This window comes from Sphingopyxis sp. PET50 (genome assembly GCF_025244705.1).
Classification (GTDB): domain Bacteria; phylum Pseudomonadota; class Alphaproteobacteria; order Sphingomonadales; family Sphingomonadaceae; genus Sphingopyxis.
This window is the reverse complement of sequence record NZ_CP104207.1, coordinates 973,045-987,461: the sequence shown is the minus strand read 5'-3', so window position 1 is coordinate 987,461 and position 14,417 is coordinate 973,045. Positions and strand designations below refer to the sequence as shown.

The 14,417-nt window shown below is 68.3% G+C and carries 16 protein-coding genes and 1 pseudogene; 10 read left to right on the top strand and 7 right to left on the bottom strand.

Features of this window, described 5'->3' with window-relative positions; all coding sequences use genetic code 11:
- Window positions 1-6: 6 nt before the first annotated feature.
- The 6 genes from N0A20_RS05110 to N0A20_RS05085 are packed head-to-tail and all read right to left on the bottom strand — an operon-like array spanning window position 7 to window position 5,459.
- Complete coding sequence (locus N0A20_RS05110; RefSeq protein WP_260582896.1) at window positions 7-801, bottom strand: SDR family oxidoreductase; 795 nt, start codon at window positions 799-801, stop codon at window positions 7-9.
- 21 nt (window positions 802-822) lie between these two features.
- Window positions 823-1,617 (bottom strand): SDR family oxidoreductase, encoded by a 795-nt coding sequence (locus N0A20_RS05105; protein ID WP_260582895.1) that lies wholly within the window; start codon window positions 1,615-1,617, stop codon window positions 823-825.
- Window positions 1,617-2,435, bottom strand: a complete 819-nt coding sequence (locus tag N0A20_RS05100; RefSeq protein WP_260582894.1) for an SDR family NAD(P)-dependent oxidoreductase — start codon at window positions 2,433-2,435, stop codon at window positions 1,617-1,619. The genes N0A20_RS05105 and N0A20_RS05100 overlap by 1 nt, the downstream gene beginning before the upstream one ends.
- Entirely contained in the window at window positions 2,435-3,934 is a 1,500-nt protein-coding gene (locus N0A20_RS05095) for a class I adenylate-forming enzyme family protein (protein ID WP_260582893.1), read from the bottom strand. Before N0A20_RS05095 ends, N0A20_RS05100 begins: the two co-directional genes overlap by 1 nt.
- The gene (locus N0A20_RS05090) at window positions 3,934-4,698 is read right to left on the bottom strand and encodes an SDR family NAD(P)-dependent oxidoreductase (protein WP_260582892.1); all 765 of its coding nucleotides are present in this window, start codon (window positions 4,696-4,698) and stop codon (window positions 3,934-3,936) included. The genes N0A20_RS05095 and N0A20_RS05090 overlap by 1 nt, the downstream gene beginning before the upstream one ends.
- Window positions 4,695-5,459 carry an SDR family NAD(P)-dependent oxidoreductase gene (locus N0A20_RS05085; RefSeq protein WP_260582891.1) on the bottom strand — a complete coding sequence of 255 codons (765 nt, stop codon included), beginning with the start codon at window positions 5,457-5,459 and terminating at the stop codon, window positions 4,695-4,697. The genes N0A20_RS05090 and N0A20_RS05085 overlap by 4 nt, the downstream gene beginning before the upstream one ends.
- 87 nt (window positions 5,460-5,546) lie before the next feature.
- On the opposite strand from N0A20_RS05085, the gene N0A20_RS05080 reads away from it, so the two are divergent.
- The 5 genes from N0A20_RS05080 (at window position 5,547) to N0A20_RS05060 (ending at window position 9,559) form a co-directional block, all read left to right on the top strand.
- Window positions 5,547-6,326, top strand: coding sequence for an enoyl-CoA hydratase/isomerase family protein (locus tag N0A20_RS05080; protein ID WP_260582890.1), 780 nt, complete (start codon window positions 5,547-5,549; stop codon window positions 6,324-6,326).
- 164 nt (window positions 6,327-6,490) lie between these two features.
- Window positions 6,491-7,399, top strand: a complete 909-nt coding sequence (locus N0A20_RS05075; protein WP_260582889.1) for an SDR family oxidoreductase — start codon at window positions 6,491-6,493, stop codon at window positions 7,397-7,399.
- Window positions 7,399-7,701: a hypothetical protein gene (locus tag N0A20_RS05070; protein WP_260582888.1), complete on the top strand. Its 303-nt coding sequence runs from the start codon at window positions 7,399-7,401 to the stop codon at window positions 7,699-7,701. The genes N0A20_RS05075 and N0A20_RS05070 overlap by 1 nt, the downstream gene beginning before the upstream one ends.
- Window positions 7,596-8,621 carry an acyl-CoA dehydrogenase family protein gene (locus tag N0A20_RS05065; protein WP_312846636.1) on the top strand — a complete coding sequence of 342 codons (1,026 nt, stop codon included), beginning with the start codon at window positions 7,596-7,598 and terminating at the stop codon, window positions 8,619-8,621. Before N0A20_RS05070 ends, N0A20_RS05065 begins: the two co-directional genes overlap by 106 nt.
- Window positions 8,612-9,559: an acyl-CoA dehydrogenase gene (locus N0A20_RS05060; protein ID WP_260582887.1), complete on the top strand. Its 948-nt coding sequence runs from the start codon at window positions 8,612-8,614 to the stop codon at window positions 9,557-9,559. The genes N0A20_RS05065 and N0A20_RS05060 overlap by 10 nt, the downstream gene beginning before the upstream one ends.
- A gap of 173 nt (window positions 9,560-9,732) precedes the next feature.
- On the opposite strand, the gene N0A20_RS05055 is transcribed toward N0A20_RS05060, so the two are convergent.
- A complete protein-coding gene (locus N0A20_RS05055; RefSeq protein ID WP_260582886.1) occupies window positions 9,733-10,296 on the bottom strand; it encodes a TetR/AcrR family transcriptional regulator in 564 nt (187 codons plus the stop codon).
- A 63-nt stretch (window positions 10,297-10,359) separates the two neighbouring features.
- On the opposite strand from N0A20_RS05055, the gene N0A20_RS05050 reads away from it, so the two are divergent.
- From N0A20_RS05050 to N0A20_RS05035, 5 genes and pseudogenes are all read left to right on the top strand, one after another.
- Window positions 10,360-11,550, top strand: coding sequence for a cytochrome P450 (locus N0A20_RS05050; RefSeq protein WP_260582885.1), 1,191 nt, complete (start codon window positions 10,360-10,362; stop codon window positions 11,548-11,550).
- A gap of 5 nt (window positions 11,551-11,555) precedes the next feature.
- Window positions 11,556-11,990 (top strand): VOC family protein, encoded by a 435-nt coding sequence (locus tag N0A20_RS05045; RefSeq protein WP_260582884.1) that lies wholly within the window; start codon window positions 11,556-11,558, stop codon window positions 11,988-11,990.
- A gap of 188 nt (window positions 11,991-12,178) precedes the next feature.
- A pseudogene (locus tag N0A20_RS05040) lies at window positions 12,179-13,261 on the top strand (aldehyde dehydrogenase family protein); the annotation flags it as partial.
- A complete protein-coding gene (locus N0A20_RS20550) occupies window positions 13,251-13,487 on the top strand; it encodes an aldehyde dehydrogenase family protein (RefSeq protein WP_409574768.1) in 237 nt (78 codons plus the stop codon). The pseudogene N0A20_RS05040 and the gene N0A20_RS20550, both read left to right, overlap by 11 nt.
- Before the next feature lie 109 nt (window positions 13,488-13,596).
- Entirely contained in the window at window positions 13,597-14,385 is a 789-nt protein-coding gene (locus N0A20_RS05035) for an SDR family oxidoreductase (protein WP_260582883.1), read from the top strand.
- Window positions 14,386-14,417: the final 32 nt, after the last annotated feature.

Below are 14,417 nucleotides of genomic sequence, written 5' to 3'. Positions count from 1 at the left end.
AAAGTCCTATTTGGGCGGCATGCGGATCGCGCCGTCGAGGCGCAGGTTCTGGCCGTTGAAATAGCCGTTGCGCGCGAGTTCGAGCACGAGGCTGCCGAATTCGTGCGGATGGCCGAGGCGTTTCGGGAAGGGCACCGATGCGGCCAGCCCTTCGAAGATCGCCGGCGCCTTGTCCTTGACGGCAAGCATCGGCGGGGTCGCGAAGATGCCGGGCATGATCGAATTGACGCGGATGCCGAGGTCCATCAGATCGCGTGCCATCGGCAGCACGAGCCCGTTCACCCCGGCCTTCAGCGAGCCGTAGCCGACCTGCCCGATCTGCGCGTCCTGCGCCGCCGCGGAAGCCGTCAGCACGATCGCGCCGCGCTCGCCGTCCTCGTTGAGCGGCTCGGCATTCGCCATGCCGAGCGCGGCGAGCGACGCGAGGCGATAGCTGGCGATGAGGATGCCCTGCGCCGAAAAGGCGTAATCGTCGGTCGCATAGCGGACGTATCCGCCGCTCGCCTTGTCGTAGCGGACGGTCTTGCCGCCCTTCGAGATCTGCGCGCAATGGACGAGGATGCGTTCCTGTCCGTGCGCGGCGCGCGCGGCTTCGTAACCCGCGACGACGCTGTCCTCGCTGGTGATGTCGACCTTGCAGAAAATACCGCCGATGGCGTCGGCGACCGCCTTGCCGCCTTCCTCGTTGACGTCGAAGATGGCGACCTTCACCCCCTCGCCCGCCAGCGCCTCGGCGCTCGCGCGGCCAAGGCCCGAGGCGCCGCCCGTCACCACCGCGGCAATGTCACTTCCCAGTTTCATGTCGTTTCCCTTTGGTTGCTATCATTGCAGAACTTCGAGGTTGCCGCCATCGACGACGAGCACCTGCCCGGTGATGTAGCCGGCGCGGCCGGAGCAGAGGAAGGCGGCGGCGGCCGCCATGTCCTTTGGCGTGCCCATGCGGCGGACCGGCCATTGGCCGACGCGCTCCGCGATATGCTCCTCATAGGTCTGGCCCTGCGCCTCGGCGATCTTGGTGAACACTTCCCTGAACTGCGGCGTCGCGATCGCGCCGGTGCCGAGCGTGTTGACGGTGATACCCATCGGGCCGAGCTCGGCCGACAGCGTCTTCGACAGCGCGAGCGCGCCGACGCGGTAGGTGTTCTGCGCCGCGCGCGCGAGCTTGCGGTGTGGCGCCTTCACCGAATTGGTGCCGATGGTGAGGATGCGGCCCCAGCCCTGTTTTTGCATATGCGGGACGACCGCCTGCACCGCCCAGCGGAAGGCCATGACATTATTGTTGTTCGCAGCGGCGAAGGTGTCGTCGTCGACCTCGAGGAAACTGCCCTTCGGGCCGGAATCGACGTTGAAGATCAATATGTCGGGCGGGCCGAAGGCATCGGTCGCGGCCTTTACGGCTTTGGCGATACCGTCCTTCGTCGTACAGTCGGCGGAGACGCCGATGGCGTCGCCGCCCGCCGCTTGCACCTCTGTCACCGCATCGTCGATCGTCGCTTGGGTGCGCGCCGCGATCACCGTCCGGCACCCCTCACGCGCGAACTCGTGTGCGCAGCCGAGGCCGATGCCCTTCGACCCGCCGAAGACGAGCGCGACCTTGCCCGATATCCCAAGGTCCATCAGGGCGCCTTTCCGTGCTGCAGCTTCAGCCGTTCCTGCAATATGTCATTGCGGCCCGGCGACGCCGCGACGGTCGAGCCGCCGTCCATCTTGATCGTCGTGCCGGTGATGTAATCCGAGCGCGCGGAAGCGAGGAACAGGGCGGCGTGCGCGATATCGGCGGGGGTTCCCGCGCGTCCGACCGGGACCGTCGCGCCATAGGCGGCGAGGCCCTCGTCGCCGAGCACCGCCTTCGCCCGGTCGCTCGCGACAAGGCCGGGGTTGATCGCGTTGACGGTGATCCGGTCGCCGACGACGTCGCCCGCCGCGGCGCGGACGAAGGCGTCGAGCGCGGCCTTCGCCATGCCATAGGCGGTCATGTTGGGGACGACGTTGAAGGTGCCGTTGACCGAGCCGATCGCGATGAAGCGCCCGCCGTCGCGGGCCTGCGCCAGATAAGGGCGCGCGGCGTCGAGCAGCCACCAGGCCGCCTTGGCGATGCTCGCGAAGCCCGCCTCGAGCCGCTCGTCGTCGACCTGGCCGAGCCCGCCGTGCGGGATGTCGGCGGCGGCGTGGACGACGATGTCGACCCCGCCAAAGGCCTCGACCGCGGCCGCGACGAGCGCGCGGCAATCGGCGTGCTTCGCGATGTCGGCGGCGCAGCATTCGGCGATGCCGTCGGCCTTTTCGATCCCGGCCTTTACATCCTCGGCAAAGGAGATGGTCCGGGCGCCGAGCATCACTTCGGCGCCCGCCGCCGCGAAGGCCTCCGCGATGCCGCGCCCGACGCCCTTGCCGCCGCCGGTGACGATGACCGATTTTCCGGCAAAGCTTTCCATCAGCCTTCTCCTGCAAAGAGCGCGCGCAGGCCCGGCGCCGAGGGTTTCATCGACGGGGTGCGCGGAAAATCGTCGACGATGCGGATATGGACCGGCACCTGATAGGCGATCAGCCGCTCCTTGAGCCACGCCTTGAGGTCGTCGTCCTGCGGCGCGGTCGCGCCCTCCTTGAGGATGATCGCGGCGGCGGGGACGGCGCCGAGGCGTTCGTCGGGGACGCCGACGACGGCGGCCTCGCGGATGGCGGGATGGTCGCCCAGCACGGCGGCGACGTCGTCGGGATGGACCTTGAAGCCGCCGCGGATGATCGCATTGTCGGCGCGGCCCTTGATGAACAGGAAGCGGTCGGCGTCGAGTATGGCGCGGTCGGTGGTGCGCAGCCATTCCATGCCGTTGCCGAGCTGCCCGCCCTTGAGTTCGAGCAGGCCCTCGGTTCCGGGCGGCAGTTCGGCGCCGCTATCGGGATCGACGACGCGCGCCTCCATATTGGCGTGCACGCGGCCGACCGCGCCGCGCTTTTCCGCCCAGTGGCGATGGAAATCGTCGATCGTCCAGCCCGCGACGGCGCCGGCAAATTCGGTCGCGCCGTAATTGCTGCAGATCGGAATGCCATATCTGGCGTAGAAGGCGTCGACCAGATCGGGCGCGAGCGGCGCGGTGCCCGATATCAGCGATTTGAGGCTGGAAAGATCGGCCGGATCGACATCGGCGTCGAGCAGCATGCGCACCGCCGAGGGCACGGCCGAGGCGACGGCGGGCCGGTGGCGGCGCACGGTGGCGACCCAGGCATCGACGCTGAACCGTTCGAGCAGCGCGATCTTGCGCCCCGCCATCAGCGCCCCGATGCAGCCATAGATGCCGCCGATATGAGTGAGCGGGTTGACCACCATGGTGCAGCCCGTCGCCAGCCGGGGTGGGTCGTCGAAGCTCTTGCCGCGCTCATATTTGGCGAAGCCGCGAAAGCTCGCGTCGAAGGCGGCGCGGCTGAGCGGTACGCGCTTCGGCGTCCCGGTGGTGCCGCTGGTCAGCATCTCGATCGCGACGCCGGGCGAGGTCTGCATCGCGGTGCGCACCTGCCCCTCGATCACGCGCGCACCTTCGAGGCGCGGGCCGATCTCGATCACCGCCGAACCGGCGCGCGCCAGCGCCTCGGCGAGGCCGGGCCGCGCGAGATCGGTGGCGTCGGCGATCACCGCCGGCAGGCCCAGACCCTCGACATCGGCGAACAGCCTCGCGTCGGGCAGGATCGGATTCAGCGTGACGAGGCAGCGGTCGGTCGAGAGCACCGCAGCGATCGCCGCGACATGGCCGGGACGGTTGCGCAGCATGATGCCGACGCGCGCATCCTGCGGCAGGCCCATGGCATCGAGCGCTGCCTCGATCGCGCGGACATTGTCGGCGATCCGGCGCCAGCTATAGTCGACGCCCTCGAAGTCGATCTGCGTCCGCTCGGGATCGAGCGCCATGATCGCGCGCAGCTTTTCGGTCATCAGGGCCATCAGAGCGCGAGCCCCCCGCTCGCCTCGATCACCTGCCCCGTCACCCAGCGCGCATCGTCGCCGAGCAGCATCATGACCGCCCCCGCGATATCCTCGGGCTCGCCGAGGCGGCCCATCGGGGTGTGCTTCGCGGTCGTCTCGTCCCATCCCTCCTTCGCGCGCAGTTCGGCGATGAAGTCGGTCGCGACCGCGCCGGGGGCGATGCAGCTGCAGGTGATCCGGCGCCGCGCGACCGCGAGCGCGGTCGAAAAGGTCAGGCTCTGCACCGCGCGCTTGGTCATCGCATAGCTCGCCGCGAAGGGCTGGCCGACCTTGCCCGACATCGAGCCGATGTTGACGATGCGCCCGCCGTCGCGCAGCCGCGGCAGCGCGGCCTGCGTGACGAAATGCGGCCCCTTCACATTGACCGCGAACAGCTTGTCGAACAGCGCCTCGTCCGCGCCCTTCAGCGACCCATCGCGCCCGCCGCGGCCGACGCCGGCATTGTTGATCAGAATGTCGAGGTTGGGCGTCCCGCCGAAGGCCGCGTCGCAGGCCGCGAACAATGCGTCGATGCCGGCGAGCGTCGAGACGTCGGCCCGCACGGCGAAGGCCTTGCCGCCCGCGCCCTCGATCTCGGCGACCAGCGCGTCGGCGGCATCCTTGCTACCGGCATAGTTGATCGCGACATGCGCGCCCGCCTGCCCCAGCCGCCGCACGATCGCCGCGCCGATGCCGCGCGAGCCGCCGGTGACGAGGGCGGTCTTTTGGGCAAGCTGGCTCACAGGAACAGCCCCCCGCTCGCCTCGACGATCTGGCCGGTGACCCAGTGCGCCTCATCGCGGCAGAGCATCATCACCGCGCCCGCGATATCCTCGGGCACGCCCAGGCGCTTCATCGGGGTGAGCTTCGCGGTCGCTTCGGCCCAGCCGGGCTTTTCGGCGAGCGTCTTGTTGAACTCGGTATCGACCGCGCCGGGCGCGACGAGGTTGCAGGTGATGCCGCGCGGGCCGACGACGACCGCGGTCGATAGGGTGAGGCTCTGCAACGCGCGCTTGGTCGCGGCATAGGCGGCGAAGGGCGGCAGCGCCGAGCGCCCGCCGAGCGAGCCGATATTGACGATGCGGCCCTTGTCGCGCAGGCGCGGCAGGCAGAGCTGGGTGATGAAGTGCGGCGCCTTCTGGTTCACCGCGATCATGCGGTCGAACAATTCTTCGCTGCACTTGGTCAGGCTGCCCGTATCGCCCTCGCCGCCGACCCCGGCGTTGTTGACGAGGATGTCGAGATTGGGGGCGCCGCCGAACGCATCGTCGCACGCGGCGAGCATCGATTCGATGCCCGCCATGGTGCCGACGTCGGCCCGCACCGCGAAGGCCCGGCCGCCGGCAGCGGCGATTTCGGCGACCAGCGCCTCCGCCGCCGGTTGGCTGCCCGCATAATTGACCGCGACATGCGCGCCAGCGTAGCCGACGAGTCGCCGCGCGATCGCGGCGCCGATGCCGCGCGAAGCGCCGGTGACGAGCGCCGTTTTCCCGCCCAGTTCCATCGTCTATGCTCTCCCGATATCGTTCAACATAATTGACTTAGTTATATAGGTGGTGCAAGCCCCACGGCAAAGAAAATGGGAGTGGAAATGGCGGAAACGATCCTGAGCGAGCGCGATGGGGCCCTGCGCATCCTGACGCTGAACCGGCCCGAGCGGCACAATGCGCTGGACGACGAGACGTCGGCGCTGTTCCAGAAACGGCTCGGCGCGGCGCTCGAGGAAACGGAGAGCAGCGCGATCCTGATCCGCGCGGCGGGCAAGAGCTTCTGCTCGGGCCGCGACACCAATGTGCTGGGGCATCGGGCACGCGACGAGAGCGACTTCCATTTCGTCCGCCGCGCGCAGGAAGGGCGCCTGCGCATGCAGGAATCGACCAAGCCGATCGTCGCGGCGCTGAAAGGGGGCGCAATCGGCGGCGGGTGCGAACTCGCGCTCGCCGCCGATATCCGCATCAGCGACACGACGCTGAAGATGGCGCTGCCCGAGATATTGTACGGCGTGCTGCCCGACACGGGGGGCACGCAGATGATGACCGCGCTGATCGGCCCGTCGCGGACCAAATATATGGTGATGTCCGGTCAAGTCATCGACGCCGCGACGGCGCTCGAATGGGGCGCGGTCGATTTCGTCGTGCCGCCCGAGGAGCTGGATGCGAAGGCGCTGGAGATCGCCCGCGACATCGCCGCCAGGCCGCCGATCCACCTCGCTATGGCGAAGGAGATGATCAACCTGATGCACGGCCCGACGATCCGCACCGGCACCCGCGCCGAGCTTTATGCGCAATCCTATCTGTTCCAGACCGAGGATTATCAGGAAGCCCGCGCCGCGCTCCGCGAGAAGCGCGCGCCTAGCTACAAGGGGAAATAAGGATGGGGATGCAAGCGATCCTCCCCCGCAGGGGGAGGGGGACCATGCGAAGCATGGTGGAGGGGCACGTGCGGTCGAACGCCTCGCCGACACGTCGCGCAAACCGATGGTACCCCTCCACCACCCTTCGGGTGGTCCCCCTCCCCGTTCCGGGGAGGATCTAAATGGGCCTTCCTTCCCCTCCGCCTTTGGGCGCCAAGGCGCTGCCCGACGGCACCTACGATGGCCAGGTCGTCGCGGTGACCGGCGGCGGCACCGGGCTCGGCAAGGGCATGGCGGTCGAATTCGCGCGGCTCGGCGCGAAGATCGCGGTGCTGAGCCGCAAGCCCGAGCATCTCGACGCGGGACTTGCCGCGATCCACGCGGTCGGCGCCGAGGCCATCGCCGTCGCCTGCGACGTTCGCGACCCCGACGCCATCGCGCGCGCCTTCGACGAAATCGAGGCAAAGCTCGGCCCGATCGACGTGCTGATCAACAATGCCGCGGGCAATTTCCCGGCCCCCGCCGAGGAGATGACGCCGAACGGATTCCGCACCGTCGTCGATATCGTGCTGAACGGCACATACAACTGCAGCCGCGAATTCGCGGTGCGGCGGCTTGCGGCGGGAAAGCCCGGCGCGATCCTCAACATCGGCGCGACCTACAGCTGGACCGGCGGTCCCGGCACCGCGCATTCGGCGGCGGCCAAGGCGGGGGTCACCAACCTCACCCAGAGCCTGGCGGTCGAGTGGGCGCCCGACGGCATCCGCGTCAACTGCATCGCGCCGGGGCGCTTTCCGCACGACGACCTGCCCGCGCATATGACGCGCCACCGCGAGGGCGAGCGCGGCGACAATACGATACCGGGGCAGCGCGTCGGCGAGGTACGCGAGTTGGGCTGGGCGGCGACCTTCCTCTGCTCGCCCTATGCGAGTTACATCAGCGGCCACACTTTGGTCGTCGATGCCGCCAACTGGCTGCGCCGGTCGCTGGTGATGCCCGAGTTCGTGCCGATCCGCGAGCAATTCGGCCGCCGCGCGGTCGAGAGCGGCAGCGCGAAAGATGCGATCGCCCGCACGCGCGGGGACGGTTGATGGACATCGGATTCTCGCCCGAGGAGACGCGCTTTCGCGAGCAATGCCGCGACTGGCTGCACGACAATGTGCCGAAGGAAAAACGGCCGCTCCACGCCGCCGACGCGATCGGTTTCGACAAGGCGTGGCAGCGGCAATTGTTCGACAGCCGGCTGGGCGGGGATCAACTGGCTAGGCCGACTATGGCGGGCGCGGGCTGTCGATCGTCCAGCAGGTCATCTGGCTGGAGGAATATGCAAAGGCGCACGGGCCGTGGATCGGCGCGAACTTCGTCGGCATCAATCACGGCGGCCCGACGCTGATCCTCAACGCCAGCGAGGAGCAGAAGGCGTATCACCTGCCGCGCATCCTGTCGGGCGAGGCGATCTGGTGCCAGGGCTTTTCGGAACCCGGCGCGGGGTCCGACCTTGCGGGGATTCGGACGCGCGGGCGGATCGAGGGCGACGAACTGGTCATCAACGGGTCGAAGATCTGGACGAGCTTCGCGCATGTCGCCGACTGGCAGGAGTTGGTGCTGCGCACCGAGGAAGGATCGCGGCGGCACAGCGGGCTGTCGTGGGTGATCTGCGACATGCACGCGCCGGGGATCGACATCCGCCCGATCCGCAAGATGTCGGGACAGGTCGAGTTCGCGCAGGTCTTCTACGACGACGTCCGCATTCCGCTGTCCAACGTCGTCGGCGGGCTCGGCAACGGGTGGAAGGTCGCGATGTCGACGCTGGGCTTCGAGCGCGGCACCGGCTTCATCGCCGACCAGGTCAAGCAGAGCCAGGAGATAGAGGATCTGATCGGTCGCGCGCGGGCGAACGGCATGATCCGCGACCACCGCATCGCGCACGATCTGGCGCAGATGCGCGCCGAGGTCGCGGCGCTGCGCGCGATGACCTATCGCAACATTTCGATCGTGGTGCGCACCGGACAGCCCGGCGCCGAAGCCTCGCTGATCCGCCTGTTCACCGCCGAACTCGGCCAGCGGCTCGACCGCATGGCGGTGGCGCTGATGGGCCCCGAGATGCTCGATTTCACCTATGGCGAGGACAATGCGGTCGGCGACTATCTGCGCGGCTTCGCCGAGCACCATCGCGGGCGGCAGCGCGCAGATCCAGCGCGATATCATCGGCGAGCGGCTGCTCGGCCTTCCCAAGTCGCGATGATCGCGCAGCGGGCATCGCGCCCCGGCGCAGGCCGGGGCCCAGGAACGAAAGACGTCCCATGGACCTGACCCCGAACGACGACCAGAGCGCCTTCGTCACCGCGACCATCGACTGGTGCCGCGACACCATGCCGCTGGAGGGCGCGCGCGAGCGGCCAGCGAACCTGTGGGACCAGCTCGAAGCGATGGGCCTGTCGCGCATCACCGCGCCCGAGGCGAGCGGCGGGCTCGCGCTCGACCATGCGACCGAGGCGCTGGTGTTCGCCGAACTCGGGCGTTTCCTCGCGCCGATCGGCCTGCTTTCCTCCGCGGTCGCCAACCGCTGGTTCGACGAACCGTTCGACGGCAAGGTCGCGCTGGCGGTGACCGTCGAGGAGCCCGGCCCGCTACGCGTGCTCGACCCCCTGGATTCGGCGGCGGTGCTGATGCTCCAGCCGGGGTCGGTGCGGGTGTTCGACATTCCCGACAGCTTCACCAACCAACGGACCGGCGAGCGTCACGTCACCGAACATCGACCGTCGCTCGATCCCTCCACGACACAGGCGTGGCAGGAATGGACGACAACCGCGGTGTGGACCGAGGGCGATCCGCGCCCGCCGCTGCACCTGCAACTGCTCGCCGCCGCCTTCGCGGTCGGATGCGCCGACGCGGCGCGCGATATGGCGGTGGACTATGCCAAGGTGCGCGAGCAGTTCGAGCGGCCGATCGGATCGTTCCAGGCGATCAAGCATATGTGCGCCGACATGGCGGTGCGCGCCGCGGTCGCGCGCTCGCAGCTCTATTATGCCGCCTGCGCGCTCGACGCGGCGGACGCCGAGATGGCGTTCCACGTCGCGGCGGCGAAGCGGCTCGCGGACCAGGCGGCGCTCGACAATGGGCGGGTCAATATCCAGGTGCATGGCGGTATCGGCATGACCGACGAGGCTTACCCGCATTTCTGCCTCAAGCGCGCGCACCTGCTGCAATTCGTCGCGCCCGCCGATCCGGCGGCACTGCTTGCGGGGTAAACGAGCCGGTGCCTCACCTCGCGACCATAACGACCGCAAGGACATATAGCCGTGTGCTCCCGCGAAGGCGGGAGCACATCTCCGGTCGGTGCTATCTTGAACCCACCGGAGATGGGTTCCCGCCTTCGCGGGGACACAGGCTCTATAGGACCGGCGAGTGCACGGCTTCCGGTTCAGTCGTCGACGATGGCCTGGAACGCGTCTTCCAGCCATTGACGCAGGCGCGGTTCGACCGGCCCGGAAAATTCAGCGAGCGGCAACAGGTCGCGATAGGTGAAGAAACCGGTCGAGACGATCATGAAGCGCGCCGCGCGCGCGTCCGCCTCCGCTCCGCCCAGCCATCCGGACAGCGGCGCGAGCACCCGGTCGCGGAGCAGCCGCAACGCGATCGCGCGCGCCTCGCTGTCGGCCGTGGCGCCGAGCAGCACCGACAGCGGCTGCGCCCGGTCGCGGCGCGGATCGGTGAAGATCGCGACGATGCGCCTGCCGAAATCCTTTCGCGACAGGTCGGTCATCAGCCGCGCGTCGAGCAGGTCGGCCAGTGCCGCCTCGAACAGCTTGAGCTTGCCGCCGAAATAGCGGCTGACGAGCGACTGATTGACGCCCGCCAGCGCGGTGATGTCGCGCACCCCCGCCTCGACGAACCCCTTTTCCGCAAAGATTTGCTGCGCAGCAAAAAGGATCGCCGCGCGCGTCCTGTCGGCATCCCGCCCCGGCGTGTCGACGCTCGTCGCCATATCATCTCCCCGTTGACTCGTGATGTAAACATGCGTTTACATCACTGCAAGAGGAGAGGATAGATGAGCGAGTCGCAGACGCAACCGGCGCGTTCGCCGGTGTTCGAATTCGACTATATCACCGATCCCGGCGTGCGCGCCGACTGCCACGCGCGCTATTGGGAGCTGAAGGAGACGGCGCCGCCCGTTTTCTGGACCAATGCGCACGGCGGGCACTGGGTGTGCAACACCGGATCGTCGGTGCAGCATGTCGTGCGCCATCCCGAAATCTTCTCCAGCCGTTATCTGGCGATCCCGCCCAATCCGAACCAGCCGAAGATGATCCCCGAGATGCTCGACCCGCCCGAGCACCGGCCGTATCGCCAGATGCTGCGCCCCTTCTTCGAATCGAGGGCGATCGAGCCGCTCGACGCCCGCATCTCGGCGTGGACCGACCAGCTGCTCGACGAGGTCGCGGGCAAAGGCGAGTGCGATTTCGTCGAGGCCATCGGTTCGCGCCTGCCCGTCGCGGTGTTCATGGAATTGTTCGGCTTTCCGATGCAGAAGTTCGAGGAATTCCGCGCGCTCGTTACCGGCTTTTTCCATTCGCAGGCGAGCAACGAGAACCGCAACCAGCTGGCGCAGGCGATCGTCGGGCATCTCGCGGCGCTGATCCAGCAACGCATGGCCGAACCCCGCGACGACATGATCTCTAAGATCATCGGCAGCGATGTCGACGGCCGCAAGCTGAGCTTCGAGGAGCTGATGTCGATCGGCTTCCTGATGTTCCTCGCAGGGCTCGACACGGTGACCAACGCGATGAGCTTCGGCATGCGCCACCTCGCGCACGACGAGGCGCTGCGCCGGCGCGCGATCGACGATCCGGCGGTGATCCCGGACATGGTCGAGGAGCTGCTGCGCCGCTACGCCTTCGTCGCGACCCCGCGCTATGTCGTCGAGGATATCGAGCTGGAGGGCGCGCAGCTGCGCGCCGGCGATTCCATCCTCGCGCCCCTGCCCCTCGTCGGCTGGGACGAGGCGCTCAATCCCGACCCCGCGACCGTGTCGGTCGAGCGCCAGTTCTTTCGCCACGCCGCCTTCGGCTCGGGCATCCACACCTGCCTCGGCCTGCATCTCGCGCGGATGGAGCTGACCATCTTCTACCGCGCCTGGTTCGCCCGTGTCGGCCATTTCCGGCAGGTCGAAAAGGGCGACGAGACGTGCCGCGGCGGCAGCGTGATGGCGCTCGAACATCTGCATCTGGCGTGGGGGTGACGACGATGGATCAGGCCTTGCATATGCTGATGGTGCCCGCGGGCGACGTGGCGGCCCTGCGCCGATTCTATGTCGATGGACTCGGCTGGCAGCCATGGGGTCCCGACGCGCCGGGTTCGCTCATGCTGCGCGCCGGAACGGCGGTCATCGTCTTTGTCCCGCGCGACTATCTGGCGGCGGAAAGCGGCATCGACCTGTCGGCGGTCCCGCGCGCCCTGAACGCGGTCTTCGTCGAGACGAAGGCCGACGTCGATGCGCAATTCGCCGGGGCGATCGCCGCCAGCGCCACCGTCACCAGCCCGATCCGCGACCGCGATGGCGGCCTCTATTCGGGCTATTTCGCCGACCCCGAAGGCAATGGCTGGGAAATCGTCTGGAGCCCGGCGATGCGGCCGGGCGCCGACGGCGGACTCGTCCTGGCGATGCCCGAAAACAGCTGAAACAGAAGAGGATCCTATCATGGCAAGCGCGGCACCCGCAGTGCATCTGCATCTGGGGCACGAACAGCGAGCGAGCGGCAGCGGCGGGACGCATCCGCATCTGCACCCGGTCAGGCAGGAGGTGCAGGCCGAGATTCCGCTCGCTCGGCGCGGCGGAGGTAGAAGAGGCGGTCGCCAAGGCCGAAGCCGTGCGCGAGGCGTGGCGCCGCACCCCGCCCGAGGCGCGGCGCGACATTTTGAACCGCCTCGCCGACCTGCTCGAGGCGAACAAGACGAAGCTCGCCGAAATGGCGGCGCTCGACGGCGGCACGACGCTGATGGTCGGCGAGCGCGGGGTCGACACCGCGGTCGGCTGGACGCGATACTATGCCGGCTGGTGCGATAAGGTTTCGGGCGAGCTGATCTCGACCTTCGATACGCGCGGCGAGCTGAGCTACACCGTGCCCGAGCCGATCGGCATCGTCGGCATCATCATCACCTGGAACGGGCCGCTGATCTCGCTCGGCATGAAGGTCGCGGCGGCGCTCGCGGCGGGCAATTGCGTGATCTGCAAGCCCGCCGAGATCACCCCCTTCGCGCCCGAGATGTTCGCGCAATTGTGCAAGCAGGCCGGAGTTCCCGACGGGGTGCTGTCGATCCTGCCCGGCACCGCCGAGGCGGGCGAGGCGATCGTGCGGCACAAGAATATCCGCAAGATCAGCTTCACCGGCGGCCCGATCACCGCGCGCAGGATCCTCGCGGCGTGCGCCGAGGAGATCAAGCCGAGCGTGATGGAGCTCGGCGGCAAGTCGGCGAGCCTCGTCTTTCCCGACTGCGACCTCCAGGCGGCGGCCGAGCGCGCGGTGTTCTGGACCGTCGGCTGCCTGTCGGGCCAGGGCTGCGCCCTCCCCACCCGCCAGCTCGTCCATGCCGACGTCTATGATGATTTCGTCGCGCGGCTGAAGGCGATCATCGGCCAGTTCAAGGTCGGCGATCCGATGGACCCGACGGTCGCGGTCGGGCCGGTGATCAACAGGGCGGCGGTCGACCGCATCCTCGGCATGTTCGAGCGCGCGAAGGCCGACGGCGCGGCGAAGTTCGAGCTCGGCGGCGGACGCTGCGGCGGCGACCTCGCCGAGGGCAATTTCATCGAACCGACGCTGATCGTCGATGCCGACCCCGATCACGAGATCAGCCAGGTCGAGATTTTCGGCCCCGCGGTGGTGGTGATGAAATTCCACGACGAGGACGAGGCGGTCGCCATCGCCAACAACAGCGAATATGGCCTCGCCGCCTATATCCAGTCGAACGATCTGCAGCGCGTCCACCGCCTGTCCGAGCGGCTCAACGCCGAGCGGCGTCTACAACAATGGCGGGTTCCAGATCAATCCGCACACCCCCTTTGGCGGGATCGGCATATCGGGCTTCGGCAAGGAGGGCGGCAAGGCGGGGATCGACGAATTCCTGCACTACAAGACCGTCACCATCGGCGTCGGCGCGCCGATCTTTCCGAAATAGGCGTTCTCCTCCCGCTTGCGGGAGGGGTTAGGGAGGGCTTGTTTCCTCCCTTTTGTTGGATACGGGACAGGCCCTCCCCGGCCCCTCCCGCAAGCGGGAGGGGAGATAAATGCCTGATTTCACCAATGACCGGTTCCGCCTCGACGGCAAGGTGGCGATCGTCACCGGCGCGGGCGGGCGCGGTAACGGCATCGGGCGCGCCTATGCGGTCGGGCTCGCCAATGCGGGCGCGCGCGTCGTCGTCGCGGACCTCAACAAGGAAGGCGCCGAACGCGTCGCGGGCGAGATCGAGGCCGCGGGCGGCAGGGCGATCGCGGTGCGGGCCGATATCGCCGACGAGGCGTCGGTCGCGGCGATGATGGAGGCGACCGTCGCGGCCTTCGGCGGGCTCGACATCCTCGTCAACAATGCCGCGCTGATGGTCGAGGCGGTGGGCACCCCCGCGATCCAGACGAGCATCGCCGATTTCGAGCGGCTGATGCGCGTCAACCTGACCGGCGCGCTGATCTGCTCCAAGGCGGCGGTGCCGCTGTTCCAGGCGCGCGGCGGCGGCAAGATCGTCAACCAGCTGTCGGCGGGCGGTTTCCCGGCCCAGACGACCTACGGGATCAGCAAGGTCGCGCTGCTCGGGCTGACGACGACGCTGGCGACCGAGCTCGGGCGGATGAACGTCAACGTCAATGCGATCGCGCCGGGGATGACCATGTCCGACGCGGGCAAGGCGCTGACCCCCGAGGACAGCCCCTTCGTGCAGGCGGCGATGGCGCGCGTGGTCAAGCAGCCGCGCGGCGAGCCGCAGGATCTGGTGGGAGCGCTACTGCTGCTCTGCTCGCCCGCGGGGGACTGGATCACGGGGCAGGCGCTGAACGTCGACGGCGGGTTCATCATGCGGAATTAGAACCGCTACCAACATCCGTTCGCCCTGAGCTT

What these genes read in the sequence shown, in the direction of transcription:
- N0A20_RS05060 (WP_260582887.1), top strand. Translation starts at nt 8,612, where the DNA reads ATGGACCTGACCCCGAACGACGACCAGAGCGCCTTCGTCACCGCGACC.
- N0A20_RS05075 (WP_260582889.1), top strand. Translation starts at nt 6,491, where the DNA reads ATGGGCCTTCCTTCCCCTCCGCCTTTGGGCGCCAAGGCGCTGCCCGAC.
- N0A20_RS05105 (WP_260582895.1), bottom strand. Translation starts at nt 1,617, where the DNA reads ATGGACCTTGGGATATCGGGCAAGGTCGCGCTCGTCTTCGGCGGGTCG.
- N0A20_RS05035 (WP_260582883.1), top strand. Translation starts at nt 13,597, where the DNA reads ATGCCTGATTTCACCAATGACCGGTTCCGCCTCGACGGCAAGGTGGCG.
- N0A20_RS05095 (WP_260582893.1), bottom strand. Translation starts at nt 3,934, where the DNA reads ATGGCCCTGATGACCGAAAAGCTGCGCGCGATCATGGCGCTCGATCCC.
- N0A20_RS05100 (WP_260582894.1), bottom strand. Translation starts at nt 2,435, where the DNA reads ATGGAAAGCTTTGCCGGAAAATCGGTCATCGTCACCGGCGGCGGCAAG.
- N0A20_RS05080 (WP_260582890.1), top strand. Translation starts at nt 5,547, where the DNA reads ATGGCGGAAACGATCCTGAGCGAGCGCGATGGGGCCCTGCGCATCCTG.
- N0A20_RS20550 (WP_409574768.1), top strand. Translation starts at nt 13,251, where the DNA reads ATGGCCTCGCCGCCTATATCCAGTCGAACGATCTGCAGCGCGTCCACC.
- N0A20_RS05085 (WP_260582891.1), bottom strand. Translation starts at nt 5,459, where the DNA reads ATGGAACTGGGCGGGAAAACGGCGCTCGTCACCGGCGCTTCGCGCGGC.
- N0A20_RS05070 (WP_260582888.1), top strand. Translation starts at nt 7,399, where the DNA reads ATGGACATCGGATTCTCGCCCGAGGAGACGCGCTTTCGCGAGCAATGC.
- N0A20_RS05110 (WP_260582896.1), bottom strand. Translation starts at nt 801, where the DNA reads ATGAAACTGGGAAGTGACATTGCCGCGGTGGTGACGGGCGGCGCCTCG.
- N0A20_RS05050 (WP_260582885.1), top strand. Translation starts at nt 10,360, where the DNA reads ATGAGCGAGTCGCAGACGCAACCGGCGCGTTCGCCGGTGTTCGAATTC.
- N0A20_RS05055 (WP_260582886.1), bottom strand. Translation starts at nt 10,296, where the DNA reads ATGGCGACGAGCGTCGACACGCCGGGGCGGGATGCCGACAGGACGCGC.
- N0A20_RS05045 (WP_260582884.1), top strand. Translation starts at nt 11,556, where the DNA reads ATGGATCAGGCCTTGCATATGCTGATGGTGCCCGCGGGCGACGTGGCG.